Source organism: uncultured Sulfitobacter sp., assembly GCF_947500075.1.
Lineage (GTDB): Bacteria > Pseudomonadota > Alphaproteobacteria > Rhodobacterales > Rhodobacteraceae > Sulfitobacter.
In genome coordinates this window covers 192491-211507 of the sequence record NZ_CANMQS010000005.1, presented here as the reverse complement: position 1 = coordinate 211507, position 19017 = coordinate 192491, and the positions used below count along the sequence as shown (strand labels likewise).

Genomic DNA, 19017 nt, shown 5'->3' with positions numbered 1-19017 from the left:
CAGGCAAACGGTTTCCTGTGTAGCAAGTTTTTAGCAAGCCATTAATATGAATACATATTCTGCCAATATGCCTAGTGACATGTGGTCCGGCTACGCCGGGTCTGCACGGGGATAGCCATATGAATTTTGGCAAGGGCAGTGCCAGCATTGAGGTAAATATCGCCACACAGGCGGCATTGTTTCACGAAGTGACGCGGCGCCTGACGGCGGGCGAGGGATTCGCGCTTGCCACGCTCAACCTCGATCACCTGACCAAACTGCCCGTCGATCCCGTCTTTGCCGACGCCTACAAAGCCCATGATCTGGTGGTGGCGGACGGGCGGCCCATCGTCTGGCTGTCCCATCTGGCGCATCAGCCGCTGGAACTGATGCCCGGCTCGGACATGATCGTGCCCTTGTGCGAACTGGCCGCCCGATCAAACGTGCCCGTGGCCCTGATCGGCAGCAGTGACGAAGCTCTTGCCGGGGCCGCGACAGCGCTCTGCGCCCGGGTCGCTGACCTGCGCGTGGCGTTCACCCATGCGCCGCCCTACGGGTTTGATCCCTCCGGCGATGTGGCGGATGCGATCCTTGCCGAGCTTGCAGACAGCGGTGCAGGCCTGTGCTTCATCGCACTTGGCGCCCCCAAACAGGAGGTCTTTGCCGCCCGAGGCCGCAAGATCGCACCAAACGTCGGCTTTGCCTCCATCGGGGCGGGGCTGGATTTCCTCTCCGGCCATCAGGTCCGCGCACCGCGCCTGATGCGCATGCTGGCGCTGGAATGGCTGTGGCGTGCCGCGCAAAGCCCCAGACGCATGGTGCCGCGTTATGCCAAGTGTTTCGCGATCCTGCCGGGATTGTTCCTCGAGGCCCTGCAACGGCGCAGGTAACGCTACTTGTACTCGATCAGCTGCGCATCGCGGTTCCGCAACCGCCGCCAATGGAAGGTCAGCACCCCCGCGCATTCCGCGAATTTGCCAACCACCGAAAACAGGCCTTGGCGCCAGCCGTCGCGCCGCCCCAGCCGCAACACCTGTGCGGGGTAGATCAACAGCAAAAGCAAGGCGGCAGGTCCAGTCAGCAGTGCGGCCAGCAGGATCGCCAAAGGCAGAACACCGCCCCAGATCACGGCGCGCCGGGTTTCTTGCACCCAATGCCGTTCTGGCGGCGCACCATGCAGGGCCGCCCCTTCGGCAAAGGCATGGCCTGCCCGCTTGCTGCGGCGCCACCACTGCCCGAATCGGTGGATGTCCGCGTCATGCCAGGTCATCTCCGCATCCAGCCGCCAGATCTGCCAACCGGCCTGCCGCAGGCGCACACAAAGCTCCGGCTCTTCCCCGGCGATCAGGCTGTCGCGATACCCCCCGACCTGCCGCACGGCCTCGGCCCGCATCAGCGCATCGCCCCCGCAGGCTTTGGCCTCCCCCACGGGCGTATCCCACTCCGCATCAATCAACCCGTTATAAACAGAGGCCTCCGGCGCACGTTCGCGCCTGCGCCCACAGACCACAGCACCTTCCGGATGCGCATCAAGATGCGCGCGCGCCACGTCGATCCACCCGGCGCGCAGGGCACAATCGCCATCCAGAAACTGGATATAGGTCACATCCGCGCCCAGCGCCGCCACACCTGCATTCCGCGCACGGGCGGCGGTAAAGGGCTGCGTCATGTCCAGCGCAACCACTTCTGCCCCGGTCTGGCGCGCATGGGCCACCGATCCATCGTCCGAGCCGCTGTCGACATAGACCACCCGGTCCACCTGCCCCTCCAGCGCCTCAAGGCACGCAACCAGCCGCGCGCCCTCATTGCGGCCAATCACCACCGCCGCGATGCTCACGGCGCGCCCTCCTCCACAAAGCGGTCATAGGCCGCCGACCCCTGCAAGAACCCGGCCCGGCGCAGCAACGCCACCCGGTTCCATGGCCGCGCATCAAGAGAGAACAGCGTCAGCGCCGGATCCGCCCCCATCCGCGACGCGCGTTTCTCATCCTCCCCATGGCCCAATACCCCCCCTTGCAGCGATGCGGCATCCCGCCCGCGCGGATCATTGGCAAACTTGTAGTGCTTGAGAACAACCGTCAGGTCCGAACAGCGCACCCCCTTGGACAGATGCGGATGTGGTGCCGGCGTCACGCCGGGACCGTTAAAGATCAGCGGATGCTTGGTCAGACAACAATCCTCCCCAAACACCTTGCCCCGCACCCCGCCAAAACAGAAGGGGATGTCCGGGTTTGTCACCTCATTCTCTATCAGCAAATCCGCCAGCGGATTGTCCGGCGCATGATAGCCGTAGCGCGTCAGCGTGCTGATATCATAGTAGCTGAATTCTTCCTGAACCCGGTCGAAAGCCAGATCAGCGACCTCCGCCAGCGGCGCCTTGGGGAACATCTCCAACATCTGCGCCATCATGGCAGTATGGCCCTGTGCCGCCATGTACCGGGTCAGCGCCTGAATGCCATGCCTTTCGCGCCCCTCGAAATCGAGGATTTCGTCCATGTCCACATAGAGACACCAGCGGTTCTGCCCATAGGTCTGCGCCAGATACCCGCGCATCATGTGCTCATAAGCCCCCAGCGGCAGCGGACAATGGTCGATGACCGTGCCCGGCTCTGCCCGGATGCGGTCCAGCGTGTCATCGGTTGAACCGTTGTCGAGAAAGACAAAATGCTTCACCCCCATCGCGCGGTAATGGGCAAAGAAGGTATCAAGGTAATAGCTGCCGTTCTGCACAGGGGCGAGCAACACCACATCATCGGGGGCCACGTCCAATACCTGCGGCCCATGGATATGCGTGATGGACCGCCTGAAACGCGCCTCTTTCACAGGTTCCGTCACGCGGTATTTCAGACGTTGCCAAAGATGGGAAAGGCGTTTCATGCGCGCCTGATACGACAGTGCCGGACGTCCGTCCACTGTCTTGCCCGCTTGTGGCACGTCTTTGATGTCAGCGCATCTGCGAAACGGCGCAGGGTGTTTTCGACCTTGGGGTGTCAGGCGCGCGGAAGGCTGGTGCATTCAGCGCTTTGACAGATGCTCCCTTTCGCAAGACGCGCAGGATGTGGGGGCGCGGTCGCAGCCTGCGGGTCATGTCCATCGCAACCTGCCTCACCCTCCGCGCCGGCCAGGCGGCGGTTGTCTCAGATGCGGTTTGGACCGCAGTTCCGGCGTGTAGAGCGTCTGGCACGCCCGTCCTGCATGTTTGGAAGCGTAAAGCGCGACATCTGCATTCTCCAGCAGGTCGGGTATGCTGGGCCGTTCGCCATGCTCAATCCAGACCGTGCCGATGCTGGCCGATACCCGGCAGACGGCTTCGCCAAACGGGATGGGTTCGCACAATCGGTCGATGATCCGTTGGCCGACCCGCCGCAGGGTGTCTTCGTTGCTGACGTTGGGCAGCAGAATGGTGAACTCATCCCCGCCAACCCGTGCAACCACATCGCTTTCGCGGGTTTCCTCAATCATGATCCCGGCAGCGACCTGCAACACATGATCGCCCGCCGCATGCCCCAGCGTGTCATTGACCGCCTTGAAGAAATCCAGATCAATGTGCATCACCGCAAAAGGCGTGCGCCCTTCCACCAGCACGGTCAGGATCTGATCCATCGCCCGGCGGTTCTTCAACCCCGTCAGCGTGTCGGTCATCGCCGCCTCTTCCGCCAGCGTCTTGGCCCCCTGCAACCGCAGGTTCAGCTTGCGGGAGGCTTCCATCGCAGCACTTTTCGCCTCCATCAGATAGAGCATTTCGATCGCCAGATCGGTTGCGGCGAAATCCGCGTTCGACAGGGCAAAGTCCCGCACGCCATCCATGATCGAAATGCCGAAGGACAGGTTCACCACCAGATTTCCCGCCGCACCGTCCATCGGCACCACAACCCCTTTCAGCGCAGTCTGCGGGGGCTGGCGCACAACAAGATGCAGCTTCGTCCCTTCCGCAAGGCGCAGATCCGTGATCGCGGTGACGCCGCGCGGGCGTTGCAGATCAAATGTCTCCAGAAAGGGTTCCCCCACGACCCCCAGGCCTGCAAACATCTTGCGCAATGTCGGCCCCAGATGGATGACATCGCCCTCGGCATCCACGATCAGATGCATTGGACACAGCACATCCAGCACATGCGAGGTCAGCCCGCCATGCCGGCTCTTGTTGTGGTGAAGGGACGATCCACTGGGCGCGTTCATGCGATGGTTGCTCCCAGCTGAAACTGCCGGCCTTCGGCAAAATCTGTTTCGACCAGCTTGATGGTGATCGTCTCGACCCCCTGCGCGTGCCCGCAGTGCTCCAACACCACCAGCGCGCCATAGTCATCGGCCATCGCCCGCAGCACACCCAGCATCACATGCCCGTACCCCACCAGTGACGCTTCACAGATCAGATTGAAATGCCCTTCCCCCTCGGCATGCAATTCAACCGACGGCAGCACCAGATCCGGCAGCGCAAGACGGGCGCGGTCCGGCAGATCATCCAGCGAATGCAGGAAGTCTTCGAAATCCACACCGCCAAAGCGCAGCAACCGCCGCACGCTTTCCAGCCTTGGATGGGACACCAGATAGGTGCCCAGATCCTCCAGCATATCGCCACGCGGGCGCATCAACACCGCGCACATCGCATCCACGATGCGCGGTGTCAGCGGCGTCTTGTACATCAGCATGCCTTCGAAATCGATGAACCCCAGCCGCGCGTTCAACGCAACATCCACCCAGGACTGCCTGCCATAGCTGTCCGTGACAAAATTCTGAATGCTGCGGTTTATCAGACCGTGCATGAACGCACTCTCCCATCTTTCCCAATGGGGGACTGTGGCGCGCAGAAGTTAAGAAGTCGCTGACCTTCGAATTTTTGAAAAGTTGTTCAGAAGCAGCGCCCCCGGTCAGAAATCCGTCGGCGCGCCGCCTTCGGCTTTGCGGCGCGCCACAAACTCCGTCAGTTCATCGCGGATGGCGATGTCCATCTCTGGCGGCTCAAAACTCGCCACGATCTCCTTGAACATATGATGCGCACGCTCCGCCGTCCAAATGCCGCCAGCCACTTCCCAGCCCTCATAATTGCGCCAGTCCGACAGGAACGGCTGGTAGAACGCCGTGGTGTAGCGTTCCTGCGTGTGCTCAATGCCAAAGAAATGCCCCTGATTACCGACAGATTTAATCGCATCCAAGGCAATTTCATCCGGCCCCGTCGCGCAGATCGCCGGATCCATGTAGCGCTGGATCTGCTGGAGCACCTCACAATCCATGATGAACTTCTCGGGCGAGGCGATCAGCCCGCCCTCCAGCCATCCCGCCGCGTGATAAACCATGTTGGTCCCCGACTGCACTGCCGCCCAAAGGGAATTTGACGTCTCCCACATCGCCTGCCCGTCCGGCACATTGGCCGCACAAACGCCCGACGACCGCAGCGGCAGGTTGTAATACCGCGCCATCTGCCCGGTCATCTGCGTGGCGCGCATATATTCCGGCGTGCCAAAGGCCGGCGCGCCGGATTTCATATCGACGTTGGAGGTGAACGTGCCAATCGCGCAGGGACACCCCGGTCGGATGATCTGCGCCAGCACCACCGCAATCAGCGCCTCCGCAATGCTCTGCGCGACAGCGCCCGCCATCGTCACCGGGGCCATGGCGCCGGCCAGCGTGAAAGGCGTGACCACCAACCCCTGCCCCCGCCGCGCCAGCCGCATCCAGCCGTCCAGCATCGGAATATCGTGTTTCAGCGGCGAGGTGGAATTGATGTTGGTGTACATATGCGGCTTGGCGTCGAATTCGTCATGGCTCAGCCCGCCTGCAATGCGGACCATCTCCATCACGTCCTCCACCCGCTCGGTGCCGAGGCTATAGGCGTGCATGACCTTGTCGGTCAGCGTCAGCTTGTCGAACAGCACATCCAGATGCCGCACAGAAGCATGCACATCCACCGGTTCCACCGGATACCCCCCCGCAAAGTGGATACAGTTGAAATACTGCGTCAGCCGCAGCAGATCGCGGCACATCTCCCGCGTGCCGGGCACCTTCTTGCCCAGGTTCATATCCCAGTAGTTCGGCGGAGAGGACACATTCCCGAACACCAGATTGCGCCCGCCAATCGTGATCGCCCGGTCCGGGTTGCGCGGGGTCAGCACGAACTCCGAAGGGGCCTTGCCGATCCACTCCATGACAAAATCACGGCCCATGCGGATGTTGTCCCCATCTGCGGTGCAGCCTGCCTTTTTCAGGATTGCATGGGCTTCGGTATTGAGAATCTCGATCCCCACCTCTTCGAGGATGCGCATCGCCCCGTCGTGGATCGCCTCCACACCCTCTTCGCTCAAGGGCTCCGTCGGACGATCAATGTTCACGGGCGGTGCCCATGGCATCTGCTCAATCACCGCCGCCCCGCGCCGTGCCCGTGCGCCTGCGCGCCCACCGCCGCGTGTTTTGCGTGCTGCTCCATCCGCCATGACCGATCCCCTTCTGGTTCTTCGGTCAGTAGGACAGCGCCGCTGCGCGCGGGCCTTTCCATTCGCGACGACTTGTGTCGCTTTTGTTGCGCAGGCACCTTGGCGGGGTCAGGCCCCCTGCCCGGCCAGCCAATCCGGCAGACCGCCGATGTCGGGCATGACCACATCCGCATGGGGGGCCAGATCATCATGCCCTGCAATCCCGGTCAGCACGCCGACACAGGCCATGCCCGCCGCGCGCCCTGCATGCAGGTCATGGGCACTGTCACCCACCATCACGCAGACCTCCGGCGCAAGACCGGTATGGGCGGTAAACGCCAGCAATTGCCCCGGCGCGGGTTTGCCCCCATGGCCACTGTCAAATCCTGCGATGAAATCAAACAGCCCCGTCACCCCGGCCTGATCCAGATGCGCCCGCGCGGGCATCTCTGCATCATTGGTCGCCACGCCCAGATGATACCCAGCACCCCGCAAGCCTTGCAGAAACGGCACCAGCGGCACCGCAGGGGCCTGCACCGCCTTTGCCGCCTCATCGTTGATCACATCCAGCAAGGCCTCAGGCGCCCAGCCCGGCATCTGCGGCAGCATCGCGCTCACGATGTCACCGGGCGTGGCGGCAATCACCACGCTGTCGGGCGCGAATCTCCGGGCGTTATAGTCAAACCCGATGCTGGCCCCCAGCGCCGCTGCCGCCGCGCGGTCACCGTCACACAAGCGCGCCAGAAACCCCTGCGCCCAGACTTCCCAGGTCGAGGCGAAATCAAAGAGCGTTCCGTCCTTGTCAAACACGATCCCGCGAAAAGCACTCATGTCCAGTTCACCTGTTCCCCGCCCGGCAAGGCCGCCCGTGCGCCCATTACGCTCTCATAGGGCAACTGCGCATCATCGCAGAACCCGATCACCCAGGCGTCATCCATCATTAAGAAATCCAGAACCGACCCCAGAAACGTCGCATCCCCTGCCAGGTTGCGCACATCTGCCTCGCTGGCACCGGTATTGCCCAGGAAAACAGGCAATAAATCATCATTGGCCGCCAGCCATCCCAGCGCTTTGAGCGCCAGCGTCTCGGCGGATTCTTGCGTAAAGGTCATTTGCTCTGTCCACATTTAAGAAGGTTGGAAACGCTTTGTTAACCAATTCGCACAAGAACAGAGGCATGGAAACAGAATTAGCGCATGCAGACTTCAGCATAGGGACGCGCTGTCTGAAACGAATGCCACAGCGATGTGCGGGTTCAGGGCAGACACCGGTTTCTTCGCGGATACTGCGGGGGCGCAGCAGCGAAAGGTAACATCGTGCAGGGCAAAATCCTGATCGTCGACGCGATTGCCACCAATCGCATTGTTCTGAAGGTCAAACTGGCTTCGGCCTTTTACGAGGTGCTGCAAGCCGGCACGATGGCAGACGCGCTTGAGATCGCCCGGGACCGCACCCCGGATCTGATCCTCAGCGCGCTCTGCCTGCCGGATGGCTGCGCGGGCAAGCTCAGCGCGGCCCTGCGCGCGGCCCCCGATACCGAAGTTGTGCCGGTCATCGCCATCGCCGCCCACCCCGACAACGCCGCACGGCTCTCTGCGCTGCAACGGGGGGTGCAGGATGTGCTGCACAAGCCGGTGGACGATACGCTGTTGCTGGGCCGGGTCCGCAGCGTGATCCGCGCCCACAACGCGGCAGCCGAATGGCAGGTGCGCGGGGACGCCAGCCGCGTGCTTGGCCTTGCCGAACCCGAACAGGCGTTTGAACCCAAGGGCCACTGCATCCTTGTCGGACAGGACAGCGCGCTGTTGCAGAAATGGGCGGCCAGACTGCGCCCCACGCTGCGCGCCCGCCTCACCCTGGTCTCCACGGCGGAAGCGACGCGCCATGCCGCCGCGCAATCCGAAGTTGACGTTTTTGTGCTCGCTCTGCCCCGTGATCCCGCCATGGCGCTGAACCAGCTGCGGCTGATTGCAGAACTGCGCGCCCATGCCTCCACCCGGCATGCCGGGGTGCTGGTGCTGCAAACCCAGCCCGATCCGGCGCTGGGCGCGCAGGCGCTGGACCTCGGCGCCGATGATCTGATGAGCGAAGGCTTCGATGCCGCCGAACTGGCCCTGCGTTTTCGGGCCCTGCTGCGGGCCAAACGCATGCAGGCGCAATTGCGCGCTTCCGTCCGCACAGGGCTACAGGCGGCGGTCTTTGATCCGCTCACCGGCTTGCACAACCGCCGCTATGCGATGCCCCACCTCAATGAGATGGCCGAACACGCCGACAACACCGGGCACTCCTTTGCCGTGCTGGCCGCTGATCTGGATCACTTCAAACGGGTCAACGACCTCTATGGTCATGCCTCCGGTGATGCGGTGCTGGTTGAAGTCGCGGCCCGGCTGCGCGCCGCGCTGCGCAGCAGCGACATGGTCTCCCGCATCGGGGGGGAGGAATTCATGGTCGTGATGCCCGCCACCACCCTCAACGAAGCCCGCCGTGCCGCGATGCGCATCTGCGACGTGGTCGCGGCCCGCCCCATCCGGGTGCCCGGCCATCCCGATCCGATCAACGTGACCATCAGCATCGGCATGGCCTACGCCGATCCCGCAAATCCGGCCTCCGACAACGTCCCCCTGACCGGGGAAAGCCTGCTCGACCGTGCGGACAAGGCGCTCTATGCCGCCAAGGGACGCGGGCGCAATCAGGTCACGCTCGGCCGTCCCGCCGCCTAGGGAAACGATTCGCGCCGCCTTCGGCCCGGTTTCCCCCCGTGCCGCCACCCTGACCTCCCCCAACCGAGTTGGCCCGCGTTTGACCCGCCCCAAAACCGGCGATAAACCGCCGTCATGCCCACGATCTGCCCGCCTTTCGGCTTGGAAACGCGACTCCAGCGCAATTTATGCAACCTATCGTTGCACCCCCTCAGCCGAGGCTTTAGACACTTTCCATGACCAAAGACAAACCTCTGCTTGGCATTGCCCTGATGCTGGGATTTTGTATCGTCGCGCCAATTGGGGACGCGGTGGCCAAGCTGTTGGGCAACTCCGTCCCGCTGGGTCAGGTGGTGCTGCTGCGCTTCGCCTTGCAGGCAATAGTCCTCATTCCGCTGGTCTGGGCGACCGGGCGGATCTGGCGGACGCAGGGGCGCGTGTTCTGGCTGACGCTGCTGCGCACCATCCTCCACATCCTCGGCATTGGCGCGATGTTCACCGCATTGCGCTACCTGCCCCTTGCCGATGCCGTGGCGATTGTCTTTGTCATGCCGTTCTTCATGCTGCTGCTGGGCCGCTTTATCCTGAACGAAACCGTCGGCCATCGCCGCCTGCTGGCCTGCATCGCGGGCTTTGGCGGCACCCTGCTTGTGGTCCAGCCCAGCTTTGCCGAAGTCGGCTGGCCCGCCCTGCTGCCGGTCTTTGTCGCCGCCAATTTCTCCGTCTTTATGCTGATCACCCGCCAGATCGCCAAGGAAACCGACCCGATCAGCCTGCAAGCCGTCAGCGGTGTCATGGCCGTTGTGCTGATCACGCCTTTCCTCATCTGGGGCACCACCGCCAATATCCCGGTGATCGAAATGATCTCTCCCGACCCGGAGCAATGGGCGCTGCTCTTGTCCATCGGCGTGCTGGGCACCGGTGCGCATCTGTTGATGACATGGTCGCTGCGCTATGCACCCTCCGCCACGCTGGCGCCGATGCAATACCTCGAAATCCCCATTGCCGCCCTGCTGGGACTGGTAATCTTTGATGACCTGCCCAATACCCTTGCCGCCCTTGGCATGGTGATCACCATGGCCGCAGGCATCTACATCATCCTGCGCGAGCGGGCCACCGAGCGTCAGCAGGCAGCCGCGACACCTGCTGAATAAGCCGCCGCGGCAGCATCACCAGCATCCCCGGCCCGTCCATCTCCAGCGTCACCGGCCCGGTTGCGCGGTTTGATGTGCCTGCCCTGTGACCCGGCGCAAAATCAAGCCCGTCAATCGGCCATTCCAGCCCCGTGCTGCGCCCCGTCACCGCCTGCATCGGAAAGAGGGAGACAACATCCCCCGCCGCCATCTCCAGCCGCATCCGGGGCGGTGCATGAAAAACAATCTCATCCCCCCCCAGCAAGACGCACCGCTGATGCCCAAACACCACCAAGGTGTTCAGCGCCGCCAACTGGTGATCAATCCGCTGCCCCAGAAACCCGACACCCAGGATCAGCGGCGCCCGTATCCGCATGAGGCACTTGGCAAAATCCGTGCTGTCCTGTTCTGCCACCCTGTGCAGCCGGTCCTTCGGAATGGCCGCTGCCACCTCCGGCGGCAAGCTGTCAAAATCGCCAATCACCGCTTCCGGCATCTGCCCGGCGGCGAGCGCAAGCACCGCCCCCCCGTCCGCTGCAACGCAATGCGGGGCCAGCATTAACGCTTTGTGCAGGTCTTCTGACGTAGCCTCTCCCCCACCGATCAGGGTCACCGGCGCATCACGTTCAACAATCACTGGAATCATCCCGCATTCTTCGACTTTTGGAAACAGATCACAATCTCGCCTTGAAATGATACGCTAGCTGGCACAGATTCGGGCCGCTTTGGTCTTGGACATCGTGGTAAACGATAGGCTGCAAAACCGCAGAGGACGAGCATCCGATGATGAGTAACAATAAAATTTTAACGGTATCCTACGGTACTTTCTCGTGCACCCTGGAAGGTTTCGACGATTCCTTTGGCACGATGAAGGCGATTGCGGAGTATTTCCGCGATCTGGCTGCGGATGACCGCTACTTCGGTGCCGAGCCTCCGCAGCCTGACGCGGAAATGCTGGCGCGGATCGCCCAGAAAGAGATTTCGCGCCGTGTCGAAGCCCGTGAACACGATGGAAAAATCGTGTTGAGCGCGCTGGAAGACCAGACCGCCACAGCCCCAGAAGCAGCCCCGGCGCCCGACACGACAGCAGCCCTTGCGGCCGCGACCGTGGCGACCACCACTGCTGCTGCGCAACCGGTTGTTGAAGCCCCTGCCCCACCACCCCCTGTTGAGGCGGCACCGGCAACCGTGGCTGAAGAACCCGCCGCTCCTGCCGTCCAGCCGGACGCGCCCGTGGCAGAAGAAGCCGTGGCCGAAGACGCCCCCGCTGCCGCACCCGAAGCACCCGCCGCGATTGCCGGTCAGGACAGCTTTGAAGAAGACGAAAACGATATCGTCCCCGGCCAGCCCGATGCCGAGGTTGAGGCCTTCTTTGCCGAAAGCCCGACCGCTGATCTGGAAAACGACATGCTGGATGAGGATGAGGGTGCGGTCACCCCGCTGACCCTCGTGTCCTCGAACGAAGCAATGCAAGACGATGCACCCGTAGCAGAAGACGTGCCACCAGCGCCTGCGCCGGAACCCGACAGCATCGCCGCCAAGCTTGAGCGCATCCGCGCCGTTGTCGCCCGTCAAAGCGATGCGGAGGAGGATGACGATTACCTCGAAGACGAACATGCCGAGGTCGAAGCCGAGGCTGACGACGCAGTCCTGACAGACGACACCGTCGCCGCAGAGGTTGAAGATGAGGGCGAAGACCCCGACGACGGCGTGATTGCCCAGGCCCGCGCCGACATCGAAGACGCGCTGGAGGCAGATGACGCCGCAACGGCACAGGCCGACGCGGATGACGCCGGTGCCGAAGACGAACTGACCGCGATGCTGAGCCGCCTCGACGGCTCCGCCAGCGATGAAGACGCCGCAGACACCACCGCAGAGACGGAGGCGGACGCCGCCGCGGATACCACGGATGCGGAAATCAGCAGCGCGCTCGACAACCTCTTTGAGGCCGAAGGCGACACCGCCGAGGCCCCGGAGGCAGATGCCGAAGGCACACGTGCCCGCGTCATCAAGGTCAAACGCGCCGATCTGGAAGCCGCCATCGAAAAAGGCGATCTGGAAGAATACGATTCCGACAGCGCAGAAGAGGACACGACATCAGACGCGATCCCCGCGCTGGACGATGTGGCCCCCGCGAAAACCGCAAGCTCCTCCCTCTCTGCCGAGGAAGAAGCCGATCTGGTGCGCGAACTGGCAGAGCTTGAAGCCGACATCAAAGGCGAAGACCCAGATGAGGCGGCGATCCCAGAAGCCGAGGATCTGGTTGCTGAAGACGTCGACACGACCTTTGAGGAACCCGTCACCGCAGAGGTACAGGAGCTTGAAGCCGAGCCTGACGACAGCGCTGATGAGGCCACTGTTGAGGCCGCAGAAGAAGACCAGCCTGCCGCTGCTCGCAGCGTCCTGCCCAGCCTGGATGAGAGCGAAAACAGCGACATGAACCGCCTGATGGCGGAAACCGACAGCCAGATGGACGAGCCCGAAAGCGCCACGCGCCGCGACGCCTTTGCCCATCTGCGCGCGGCCGTTGCCGCCCGCAAGGCAGACGGCACCATGGAAGCCGATGACGCCGCCAAGAAAGACGCCAACGCCTATCGCAGCGATCTGGCCGACGTGGTTCGCCCCCGTCGCCCCGAAGCCCCCGGCGATGGCCGCCGCACCGCACGCCCCGGCGAAGGCCGCCCGGCACCTCTGAAACTGGTTGCAGAACAGCGTGTTGATATCGACCAGCCCAGCGATGCAGGCCCCGTGCGCCCGCGCCGCGTGTCTGCCGTGGCCGATGCCACACCGGAGCCGGGCGATGCCGACAGCTTTGCCGATTATGCCTCCGACCTCGGTGCGACCAAGCTGCCCGAGCTTCTCGAAGCCGCGGCCTCCTACATGTCATTCGTTGAGGGCCGCGAGGAATTCTCCCGCCCGCAGCTGATGACCAAAGTCCGTCAGGCAGGCCCCAGCGGCGAATTCAGCCGCGAAGATGGTTTGCGCTCTTTCGGCCAGCTTCTGCGCTCCGGCAAGATTGAGAAAATCAAAGGCGGACGTTTCACCGTCTCAGAGGACATCGGCTACCGCCCGGACGAACGCGCCGCAGGCTAAGCCCTTCACATCACGACAGAAAAGGCGGCAGGAAACTGTCGCCTTTTTGCTGTTTACGCGCCTGCAAACCCATCCGTCGCCACGCGAATACGGGCTGAGATCTCATCAGACAGCGCCGAATGGGCAGTGCCCCCCAGCACCTCCAGCCGTGCCGCAGGCCACATCTTGGCCAATGCCCAGGGTGCGCGCAGCGGGCAGGACGGATCAAACCGGCTGTGGATCATCACCCCCGGCAGATCGGCAATCCGCTGCATATCACGCTCAATCGCCTTGTCTTCCCGGAAGCAGCCGTTGCGAAAGTAATGCGTACACACCCGCGCAAACCCCACGCGGTACGCCGGATCCGCCCAGTTCCCACCTGCGCTCTCAAAATCCGCACCGAAAATCGCCAACTCCCAGGTGCACCAGGCATCCGCCGCCGCCTGCGCCCGCGCAGGATCACGCAGCGCGTCGCCATAGGCCGCAATCCGCGCCCAGACATCCCCGCCTCCGGCACAAAGGCGCAAAAGGCGTCATGCGCTTCGGGAAACATGTTCCCAATATCGTCGTACAACCACGCCAGATCCCGCCGCGCGGTTGTGGCCACGCCCGCCAGCACCAAAGCCGTCACATGCGCACCATACGCCTGCGCATAGAGCAAGCCCAAAGCAGACCCCCAGGAGCCGCCAAACACCAGCCACTTGTCCACACCAAGATGCGCCCGCAACGTCTCGATATCGCTCAACAAGTGATCGGTTGTATTCATGTCCAGCGCGGCGATATCCACAGCCGCCGACGGGATGCTCCGCCCGGCCCCGCGCTGGTCCATCAGCACCACCCGGTAGCGCGTCAGATCGAACAGATCATAATGCCCGTCCCGGCACCCCGACCCCGGCCCGCCATGCAGCACCACTGCCGGTATCCCCTGCGGATTGCCCGCCATTTCCCAGTAAATCTCATGCCCGCCGGAGACAGGCAAATGCCCCTGATCCAGCAGCGCCCGGCTCACCCCTCCGCGTCCGGGTCCGCTTGCCCCACGCCCTTGAACACGGCCTTCAACGGAAACACCCAGATCACGCCAAGCCCCACATAGACCAGCAGTTCCACCCAGAACGGGGGTCGGTCAAACAGCTGGATCACGTTCAGCGCCACGACAATATAGAGCGGCAGCGCCACCAACAGCACCACCAGCGACCAGCGCCTGCGGGCCTTGTAACTCATCGCCATGACGGCCTCCTCCTAGTCAGAGAACGGGTCTTTCACCAATATCGTGTCTTCCCGCTCCGGTGAGGTGGAAAGTAGCGCCACAGGACAGTCAATCAACTCCTCCACCCGGCGCACATATTTGATTGCTTCGGCTGGCAAATCCGCCCAGGACCGTGCCCCTTCGGTCGATTGCGACCACCCCGGCATTTCCTCATAAATCGGTGTGCAGCGCGCCTGCTGGTCAGCCGCCGTCGGCAGATAATCCACCTGCTGCCCGTCCAAGTCGTAGCCCACGCAGATCTTCAGCGTCTCAAACCCGTCCAAAACGTCGAGCTTTGTCAGCGAAATCCCCGTCACACCAGAGGTCACACAGGTCTGGCGCACTAAGGCCGCATCAAACCACCCACAACGCCGCTTGCGCCCGGTGGTTGTGCCAAACTCATGCCCCCGCTCGCCCAAGCGCTGGCCATCCGCGTCCAGCAATTCGCTTGGAAACGGCCCTTCGCCCACGCGTGTGGTATAGGCTTTCACAATGCCCAGCACATAATCAATGCCACCGGGTCCAATGCCCGTACCTGTCGCCGCCTGCCCCGCAATCACATTCGACGAGGTCACAAAGGGATAGGTGCCAAAATCAATGTCCAGCAGCGCGCCCTGCGCCCCTTCAAACAGGATGCGTTTGCCCGCTTTGCGCTTTTCGTTCAGCACCTTCCAAACCGGCGCCGCAAAGGGCAGGATCTCCACCGCGATCTCGCGCAGCGCCGTGATCAGCGCATCCCGGTCCACCGGTTCAATCCCCAGCCCCTTGCGCAGCGGATCATGGTGCTGCAACGCGCGGTCCACCCGCGCCTCCAGCGTGGCGTCATCGGCCAGATCAGCGACCCGCACAGACCGACGCCCCACTTTATCCTCATAGGCAGGCCCAATGCCCCGCCCGGTGGTGCCAATCTTGGTGCCCTTGCTGGCGGCTTCCTCGCGCGCCCGGTCCAACTCTCCGTGAATGGGCAGAATAAGCGGCGTGTTTTCGGCAATCATCAGCGTCTGGGGTGAAATCTCCACCCCCTGCGCGCGCACGGTCGCAATCTCTTTCATCAGATGCCAGGGGTCCAAGACCACGCCGTTGCCAATCACCGACAACTTCCCGCCCCGCACCACACCCGACGGCAGCGCATGCAGCTTGAACACAGCCCCATCAATTACCAGCGTATGGCCCGCGTTATGCCCGCCCTGAAACCGCGCAATCACATCCGCACGTTCAGACAGCCAATCCACGATCTTGCCTTTCCCCTCATCTCCCCACTGAGCACCGACAACAACGACATTGGCCATGGACTGTATCCTATCTGAGCAAACCCGCGTCCGTATAGCGGCACCGGGACGGGGGCGAAACTGGAAAAACGCAGCCCACCACCTGCCACATGGACAAAGCCACGGCTCCCCCGCTACAAAACCACAAAAACAAGGACCAAACAGATGGGTTTCATCCTCCGCTGGCCCTGCGCCTTCGCGCTCCTGGCAGCCACTTTCAACCCCACCCGGTACAACTACATCAACTGGGCCGCAGACTACGGCGGCATGAACCTCTCCATCGCCGTCCTGCTGGGCCTGCTGCTGCTCATCGGCTACATCATCTACCTGCGCGCCACCCTGCGCTCTATCGGCGCGTTCGGCATGCTCCTGGTGCTCGCCTTGGTTGGCGCAGGCCTCTGGGTGCTCTATGATCTGGGCGTGCTGCGGCTCGACAATTCCAGCTTCAATGTCTGGCTCGCGCTCATCGCGCTCAGCCTCGTGCTCGGCGTCGGCCTCAGCTGGAGCCACGTACGCCGCGCCCTTTCCGGCCAATCCGACATGGACGATGTCGACGACTAGGAGATAAAACATGCGCCAGCCCCCCAAACCCCAGAACTTCGAAAAATTCTACTTCGACAAAGTCGCCACCGGCGAAGGCTGCGGCTGCGCCGAACGCATCATCGACAATCACGAATTCAACCGCCTCGCAGGCACCACCCGTGAAATCACCTCATGGATCCCCCGCAAAGGCGCGCTGAAACGCTTCGCTCGCAAAGCAGGCCTCTACACCCGAAAATAGCCACCCAAGCCAGCCGCCCCTTCCAAATGGTTCAAAAAAAACCTGGGAGAGTTTGAGAGGGTAAAACCCTCTCATCAAAAAAATTAAATCAAATGCAGCTTTGCTGCTCAATGCCGTCAGACGCCGCAGACGACCACGCCAAAGGCTCACACATCCTCCCCCAAAGCCACCGGCGCCCCATGCGGCGTGCGCAGATACGCCGCCTCCCAGGCCCCGCGCAACCGTTCGACATCCGCCGCATCCGCCATCCCGATCTCTGCCAGAAACCCCTCCAGCGTCTCCAGCCAGGCGGCGAAATAATCCTCGCCTCCGTTCAAGTCCCGATCAACGCCGTGCCGCTTCAGCGTGGCCCCAAAGCGTGCCGCCCAGTCGCTCCAGCCAAAATGCCCCGCTTCATTCAGATGCACCGTCAGCGCAAAGACCTGCGCATGCCAGGGCGCTTCAAACACCGGCTCGGGACGCGCGCTCATGCAGGCGCCAGATAGCTCTGCCACAGATCCAGCACCACCTCGTCACCCGGATGCTCGGGATGCGCCCATAATTCGGACGCCGCAAACACCACCGCATAGAGCGGCTCGGGCGCTTCGCCTGCCCCGTGGGCATTGCTGTCGGGCAAGATATGCGCCCCATGCAGGCGCAGGATACGGCCCCGTGCCCCGGCCGCATAGGCAGGCAGGCGCGTGTGACCACCGGGAACAGCCATATTCTCCGCAAAGGCCCGCGTGACCACCGCATCACCGGGCGCAAAGACCGCGTCGACATTGCTTGGCCGATCCGCAGGCCCTCCGGCGGCAAGGATACCCGCAACCTTCTCAGCCGGCATCGCGCGTTCGGCCAGCGGGCTCGGCGCGGGGTCGACCTCCCCCGTCAACTCATCGCGCGTCACCACGCCCGTCTCAACCAGCAGATTGGCCAGCCCCGCCAGCCACTTCTCGTAATAGGAAAACCGCGCGTAATCCTTCGGCGGCAGCCCTTCGCGCGCGTGGCGCGACATATCAAGATTCCATTGCCCCAGCGGCCCCATCGCAACCGTGATCGCCAGGGCGCGCGGATGCCAATCGGCGTGAAAGATCACATCTTCCTCTTCCGGGATCACCGGGCCGTCACCAAACCGCCCGCCCATGTCGTGCACGCGCGTCATCTCCGTCGCGCCCCCGGGCGCGGCGCGGCCGAGGCAGCGCTTGCACCGCAAGCGCGTTCGGCCCCCGTTTGTGTTTTGCACACCATCACGGTTTCCCCGCCAATGCAGTCCCGATCATGGAATCCCGGCTCACAAGGTCCATCAACGCCGCCTCCTCCATCCCATCCGTGCCCTCGGGCCGTTTCGGGATCACCAGATAGCGCACCTCGGCCGTCGAATCCCACACCCGCACCGCCGTTTCCTCCGGCAAGGTCACGCCAAAATCCGCCAGCACCCTGCGCGGCTCCCTCACCGCCCGCGCGCGGTAGGCGTCCGATTTGTACCAGCCGGGGGGGATGCCCAATAACGGCCACGGATAACAACTGCACAGCGTGCACACGACCATGTTGTGCACCGCATCGGTGTTCTGAACCGCCACCATATGCTCGCCCTGACGCCCGTAATACCCCATGTCCGACACCACCGCCGTGGCATCCTCCATCAAGGCTGCATGAAACGCAGGGTCCATCCACGCCCGCGCCACCACCCGCGCACCATTCCGCGGCCCGATGCGGTTCTCATAGGTGTCAATGATCTCATCCAGCGCGGCCGGATCAACCAGCCCCTTGCGGGTCAACAGCGTCTCAAGCGCCTTCACGCGCAACGCTGGATCAGAGGGCAAAAGGCTGTGCGGGTCGTCGTGGTCGTGGTGATCATGGGGCATGCCCGCACCCTGCCCCAAGCCCCGGCCCTTGTCCATCTCCCAAGCCACCGCATTCCTCCCTTGCCCCACCCGGCAAAGACGCATAGATAGCCGCAAAGCCAACCACACGAGCACCCGTCCATGGAAAATGTCCTGTTGATCATCCACCTGTTTCTGGCCATGGGCCTGATCCTGGCCGTGCTCTTGCAGCGCTCTGAAGGTGGTGGTCTGGGCATTGGCGGCGGGGGCGGCGGCAACGCCGGCCGTGCCCCGCAAAGTGCAATGGGCAAACTGACGTGGCTGCTGGGTGCGGCGTTCATCGTCACCTCCATCTCGCTCACCATCATCGTGGCGCGCAACACCGCGGGCGCCTCCGTGATCGACCGGCTCAGCGACGCACCTGTGACAGCCCCCGTGGGCGACAGCAGCACACCCTCGGGCGAAAGCCTGCTGCCCCCAACAGCGGATGACAACGCACCGCTTGTCCCCGCAGGCGAATAATCCTGACCACACAAGACCTTGATGCAAGGCCGCAAAACGCAACATCATCTTGCGGTGCAGCCTTGCCAAGCCCCCCCGAATCCTGATACCCTTTAATCCCGTGGGCAGCGA

22 protein-coding genes are annotated in these 19017 nt (G+C 63.1%); 7 read left to right on the top strand and 15 right to left on the bottom strand.

Annotated elements, in window-relative coordinates; all coding sequences use genetic code 11:
- The first annotated feature begins 119 nt into the window (after positions 1–119).
- On the top strand, positions 120–869 hold the full coding sequence (locus Q1A91_RS16925; protein ID WP_299880124.1) for a WecB/TagA/CpsF family glycosyltransferase: 750 nt from the start codon (positions 120–122) through the stop codon (positions 867–869).
- A 2-nt stretch (positions 870–871) separates the two neighbouring features.
- On the opposite strand, the gene Q1A91_RS16920 is transcribed toward Q1A91_RS16925, so the two are convergent.
- The 7 genes from Q1A91_RS16920 to Q1A91_RS16890 all read right to left on the bottom strand — a co-directional run bounded on the left by Q1A91_RS16920 (position 872) and on the right by Q1A91_RS16890 (position 7495).
- Positions 872–1816 carry a glycosyltransferase gene (locus tag Q1A91_RS16920; RefSeq protein ID WP_299880123.1) on the bottom strand — a complete coding sequence of 315 codons (945 nt, stop codon included), beginning with the start codon at positions 1814–1816 and terminating at the stop codon, positions 872–874.
- Positions 1813–2856: a glycosyltransferase family 2 protein gene (locus Q1A91_RS16915; protein ID WP_299880122.1), complete on the bottom strand. Its 1044-nt coding sequence runs from the start codon at positions 2854–2856 to the stop codon at positions 1813–1815. The genes Q1A91_RS16920 and Q1A91_RS16915 overlap by 4 nt, the downstream gene beginning before the upstream one ends.
- Positions 2857–3084: 228 nt before the next feature.
- Positions 3085–4155 (bottom strand): diguanylate cyclase, encoded by a 1071-nt coding sequence (locus tag Q1A91_RS16910; protein WP_299880121.1) that lies wholly within the window; start codon positions 4153–4155, stop codon positions 3085–3087.
- A complete protein-coding gene (locus tag Q1A91_RS16905) occupies positions 4152–4739 on the bottom strand; it encodes a heme NO-binding domain-containing protein (protein WP_299880120.1) in 588 nt (195 codons plus the stop codon). The genes Q1A91_RS16910 and Q1A91_RS16905 overlap by 4 nt, the downstream gene beginning before the upstream one ends.
- Positions 4740–4844: 105 nt before the next feature.
- Positions 4845–6404: a trimethylamine methyltransferase family protein gene (locus Q1A91_RS16900; RefSeq protein ID WP_299880119.1), complete on the bottom strand. Its 1560-nt coding sequence runs from the start codon at positions 6402–6404 to the stop codon at positions 4845–4847.
- A gap of 108 nt (positions 6405–6512) precedes the next feature.
- Positions 6513–7214: an HAD family hydrolase gene (locus tag Q1A91_RS16895; protein WP_299880118.1), complete on the bottom strand. Its 702-nt coding sequence runs from the start codon at positions 7212–7214 to the stop codon at positions 6513–6515.
- Positions 7211–7495: a DUF3572 domain-containing protein gene (locus tag Q1A91_RS16890; RefSeq protein ID WP_299880117.1), complete on the bottom strand. Its 285-nt coding sequence runs from the start codon at positions 7493–7495 to the stop codon at positions 7211–7213. The genes Q1A91_RS16895 and Q1A91_RS16890 overlap by 4 nt, the downstream gene beginning before the upstream one ends.
- Before the next feature lie 204 nt (positions 7496–7699).
- Here Q1A91_RS16890 and Q1A91_RS16885 point away from each other — a divergent pair, with 204 nt between their 5' ends.
- Positions 7700–9103: a diguanylate cyclase gene (locus Q1A91_RS16885; protein ID WP_299880116.1), complete on the top strand. Its 1404-nt coding sequence runs from the start codon at positions 7700–7702 to the stop codon at positions 9101–9103.
- Positions 9104–9318: 215 nt separating this feature from the next.
- Positions 9319–10236: a DMT family transporter gene (locus tag Q1A91_RS16880; protein ID WP_299880115.1), complete on the top strand. Its 918-nt coding sequence runs from the start codon at positions 9319–9321 to the stop codon at positions 10234–10236.
- On the opposite strand, the gene Q1A91_RS16875 is transcribed toward Q1A91_RS16880, so the two are convergent.
- The gene (locus tag Q1A91_RS16875; protein ID WP_299880114.1) at positions 10178–10861 is read right to left on the bottom strand and encodes a thiamine diphosphokinase; all 684 of its coding nucleotides are present in this window, start codon (positions 10859–10861) and stop codon (positions 10178–10180) included. The genes Q1A91_RS16880 and Q1A91_RS16875 overlap by 59 nt on opposite strands.
- Before the next feature lie 140 nt (positions 10862–11001).
- Between Q1A91_RS16875 and Q1A91_RS16870 the strand changes: the two genes are divergently transcribed.
- Positions 11002–13308 (top strand): hypothetical protein, encoded by a 2307-nt coding sequence (locus Q1A91_RS16870; protein WP_299880112.1) that lies wholly within the window; start codon positions 11002–11004, stop codon positions 13306–13308.
- A gap of 53 nt (positions 13309–13361) precedes the next feature.
- On the opposite strand, the gene Q1A91_RS16865 is transcribed toward Q1A91_RS16870, so the two are convergent.
- The 4 genes from Q1A91_RS16865 to Q1A91_RS16850 are packed head-to-tail and all read right to left on the bottom strand — an operon-like array spanning position 13362 to position 15822.
- Entirely contained in the window at positions 13362–13562 is a 201-nt protein-coding gene (locus Q1A91_RS16865) for a hypothetical protein (RefSeq protein WP_299880109.1), read from the bottom strand.
- Positions 13532–14296 carry an alpha/beta fold hydrolase gene (locus Q1A91_RS16860; RefSeq protein ID WP_299880106.1) on the bottom strand — a complete coding sequence of 255 codons (765 nt, stop codon included), beginning with the start codon at positions 14294–14296 and terminating at the stop codon, positions 13532–13534. Before Q1A91_RS16860 ends, Q1A91_RS16865 begins: the two co-directional genes overlap by 31 nt.
- Positions 14293–14514: a DUF2842 domain-containing protein gene (locus Q1A91_RS16855; protein ID WP_299880103.1), complete on the bottom strand. Its 222-nt coding sequence runs from the start codon at positions 14512–14514 to the stop codon at positions 14293–14295. The genes Q1A91_RS16860 and Q1A91_RS16855 overlap by 4 nt, the downstream gene beginning before the upstream one ends.
- A gap of 12 nt (positions 14515–14526) precedes the next feature.
- Positions 14527–15822, bottom strand: coding sequence for an adenylosuccinate synthase (locus Q1A91_RS16850; protein ID WP_299880100.1), 1296 nt, complete (start codon positions 15820–15822; stop codon positions 14527–14529).
- A gap of 144 nt (positions 15823–15966) precedes the next feature.
- Here Q1A91_RS16850 and Q1A91_RS16845 point away from each other — a divergent pair, with 144 nt between their 5' ends.
- On the top strand, positions 15967–16362 hold the full coding sequence (locus Q1A91_RS16845) for a DUF6524 family protein (RefSeq protein ID WP_299880098.1): 396 nt from the start codon (positions 15967–15969) through the stop codon (positions 16360–16362).
- A gap of 10 nt (positions 16363–16372) precedes the next feature.
- Positions 16373–16582: a hypothetical protein gene (locus tag Q1A91_RS16840; RefSeq protein ID WP_299880095.1), complete on the top strand. Its 210-nt coding sequence runs from the start codon at positions 16373–16375 to the stop codon at positions 16580–16582.
- Between the two features lie 146 nt (positions 16583–16728).
- On the opposite strand, the gene Q1A91_RS16835 is transcribed toward Q1A91_RS16840, so the two are convergent.
- The 3 genes from Q1A91_RS16835 to nthA all read right to left on the bottom strand — a co-directional run bounded on the left by Q1A91_RS16835 (position 16729) and on the right by nthA (position 18426).
- Positions 16729–17052 carry a nitrile hydratase accessory protein gene (locus Q1A91_RS16835; protein WP_299880092.1) on the bottom strand — a complete coding sequence of 108 codons (324 nt, stop codon included), beginning with the start codon at positions 17050–17052 and terminating at the stop codon, positions 16729–16731.
- Positions 17049–17723: a nitrile hydratase subunit beta gene (nthB, locus tag Q1A91_RS16830; RefSeq protein ID WP_299880089.1), complete on the bottom strand. Its 675-nt coding sequence runs from the start codon at positions 17721–17723 to the stop codon at positions 17049–17051. Before nthB ends, Q1A91_RS16835 begins: the two co-directional genes overlap by 4 nt.
- A gap of 85 nt (positions 17724–17808) precedes the next feature.
- Positions 17809–18426 (bottom strand): nitrile hydratase subunit alpha, encoded by a 618-nt coding sequence (nthA, locus tag Q1A91_RS16825; RefSeq protein WP_299880547.1) that lies wholly within the window; start codon positions 18424–18426, stop codon positions 17809–17811.
- A 120-nt stretch (positions 18427–18546) separates the two neighbouring features.
- Here nthA and secG point away from each other — a divergent pair, with 120 nt between their 5' ends.
- Positions 18547–18906, top strand: coding sequence for a preprotein translocase subunit SecG (gene secG, locus Q1A91_RS16820; RefSeq protein ID WP_299880086.1), 360 nt, complete (start codon positions 18547–18549; stop codon positions 18904–18906).
- The last annotated feature ends 111 nt before the right edge of the window (positions 18907–19017 follow it).

Coding starts and splice junctions, on each gene's coding strand:
- Q1A91_RS16850 (WP_299880100.1), bottom strand. CDS start 15,822: ATGGCCAATGTCGTTGTTGTCGGTGCTCAGTGGGGAGATGAGGGGAAA.
- Q1A91_RS16835 (WP_299880092.1), bottom strand. CDS start 17,052: ATGAGCGCGCGTCCCGAGCCGGTGTTTGAAGCGCCCTGGCATGCGCAG.
- Q1A91_RS16845 (WP_299880098.1), top strand. CDS start 15,967: ATGGGTTTCATCCTCCGCTGGCCCTGCGCCTTCGCGCTCCTGGCAGCC.
- Q1A91_RS16925 (WP_299880124.1), top strand. CDS start 120: ATGAATTTTGGCAAGGGCAGTGCCAGCATTGAGGTAAATATCGCCACA.
- Q1A91_RS16875 (WP_299880114.1), bottom strand. CDS start 10,861: ATGATTCCAGTGATTGTTGAACGTGATGCGCCGGTGACCCTGATCGGT.
- Q1A91_RS16840 (WP_299880095.1), top strand. CDS start 16,373: ATGCGCCAGCCCCCCAAACCCCAGAACTTCGAAAAATTCTACTTCGAC.
- nthA (WP_299880547.1), bottom strand. CDS start 18,426: ATGCCCCATGATCACCACGACCACGACGACCCGCACAGCCTTTTGCCC.
- Q1A91_RS16895 (WP_299880118.1), bottom strand. CDS start 7,214: ATGAGTGCTTTTCGCGGGATCGTGTTTGACAAGGACGGAACGCTCTTT.
- nthB (WP_299880089.1), bottom strand. CDS start 17,723: ATGACGCGCGTGCACGACATGGGCGGGCGGTTTGGTGACGGCCCGGTG.
- Q1A91_RS16905 (WP_299880120.1), bottom strand. CDS start 4,739: ATGCACGGTCTGATAAACCGCAGCATTCAGAATTTTGTCACGGACAGC.
- Q1A91_RS16865 (WP_299880109.1), bottom strand. CDS start 13,562: ATGCAGCGGATTGCCGATCTGCCGGGGGTGATGATCCACAGCCGGTTT.
- Q1A91_RS16855 (WP_299880103.1), bottom strand. CDS start 14,514: ATGGCGATGAGTTACAAGGCCCGCAGGCGCTGGTCGCTGGTGGTGCTG.
- Q1A91_RS16880 (WP_299880115.1), top strand. CDS start 9,319: ATGACCAAAGACAAACCTCTGCTTGGCATTGCCCTGATGCTGGGATTT.
- Q1A91_RS16900 (WP_299880119.1), bottom strand. CDS start 6,404: ATGGCGGATGGAGCAGCACGCAAAACACGCGGCGGTGGGCGCGCAGGC.
- Q1A91_RS16890 (WP_299880117.1), bottom strand. CDS start 7,495: ATGACCTTTACGCAAGAATCCGCCGAGACGCTGGCGCTCAAAGCGCTG.
- secG (WP_299880086.1), top strand. CDS start 18,547: ATGGAAAATGTCCTGTTGATCATCCACCTGTTTCTGGCCATGGGCCTG.
- Q1A91_RS16870 (WP_299880112.1), top strand. CDS start 11,002: ATGAGTAACAATAAAATTTTAACGGTATCCTACGGTACTTTCTCGTGC.
- Q1A91_RS16915 (WP_299880122.1), bottom strand. CDS start 2,856: ATGAAACGCCTTTCCCATCTTTGGCAACGTCTGAAATACCGCGTGACG.
- Q1A91_RS16910 (WP_299880121.1), bottom strand. CDS start 4,155: ATGAACGCGCCCAGTGGATCGTCCCTTCACCACAACAAGAGCCGGCAT.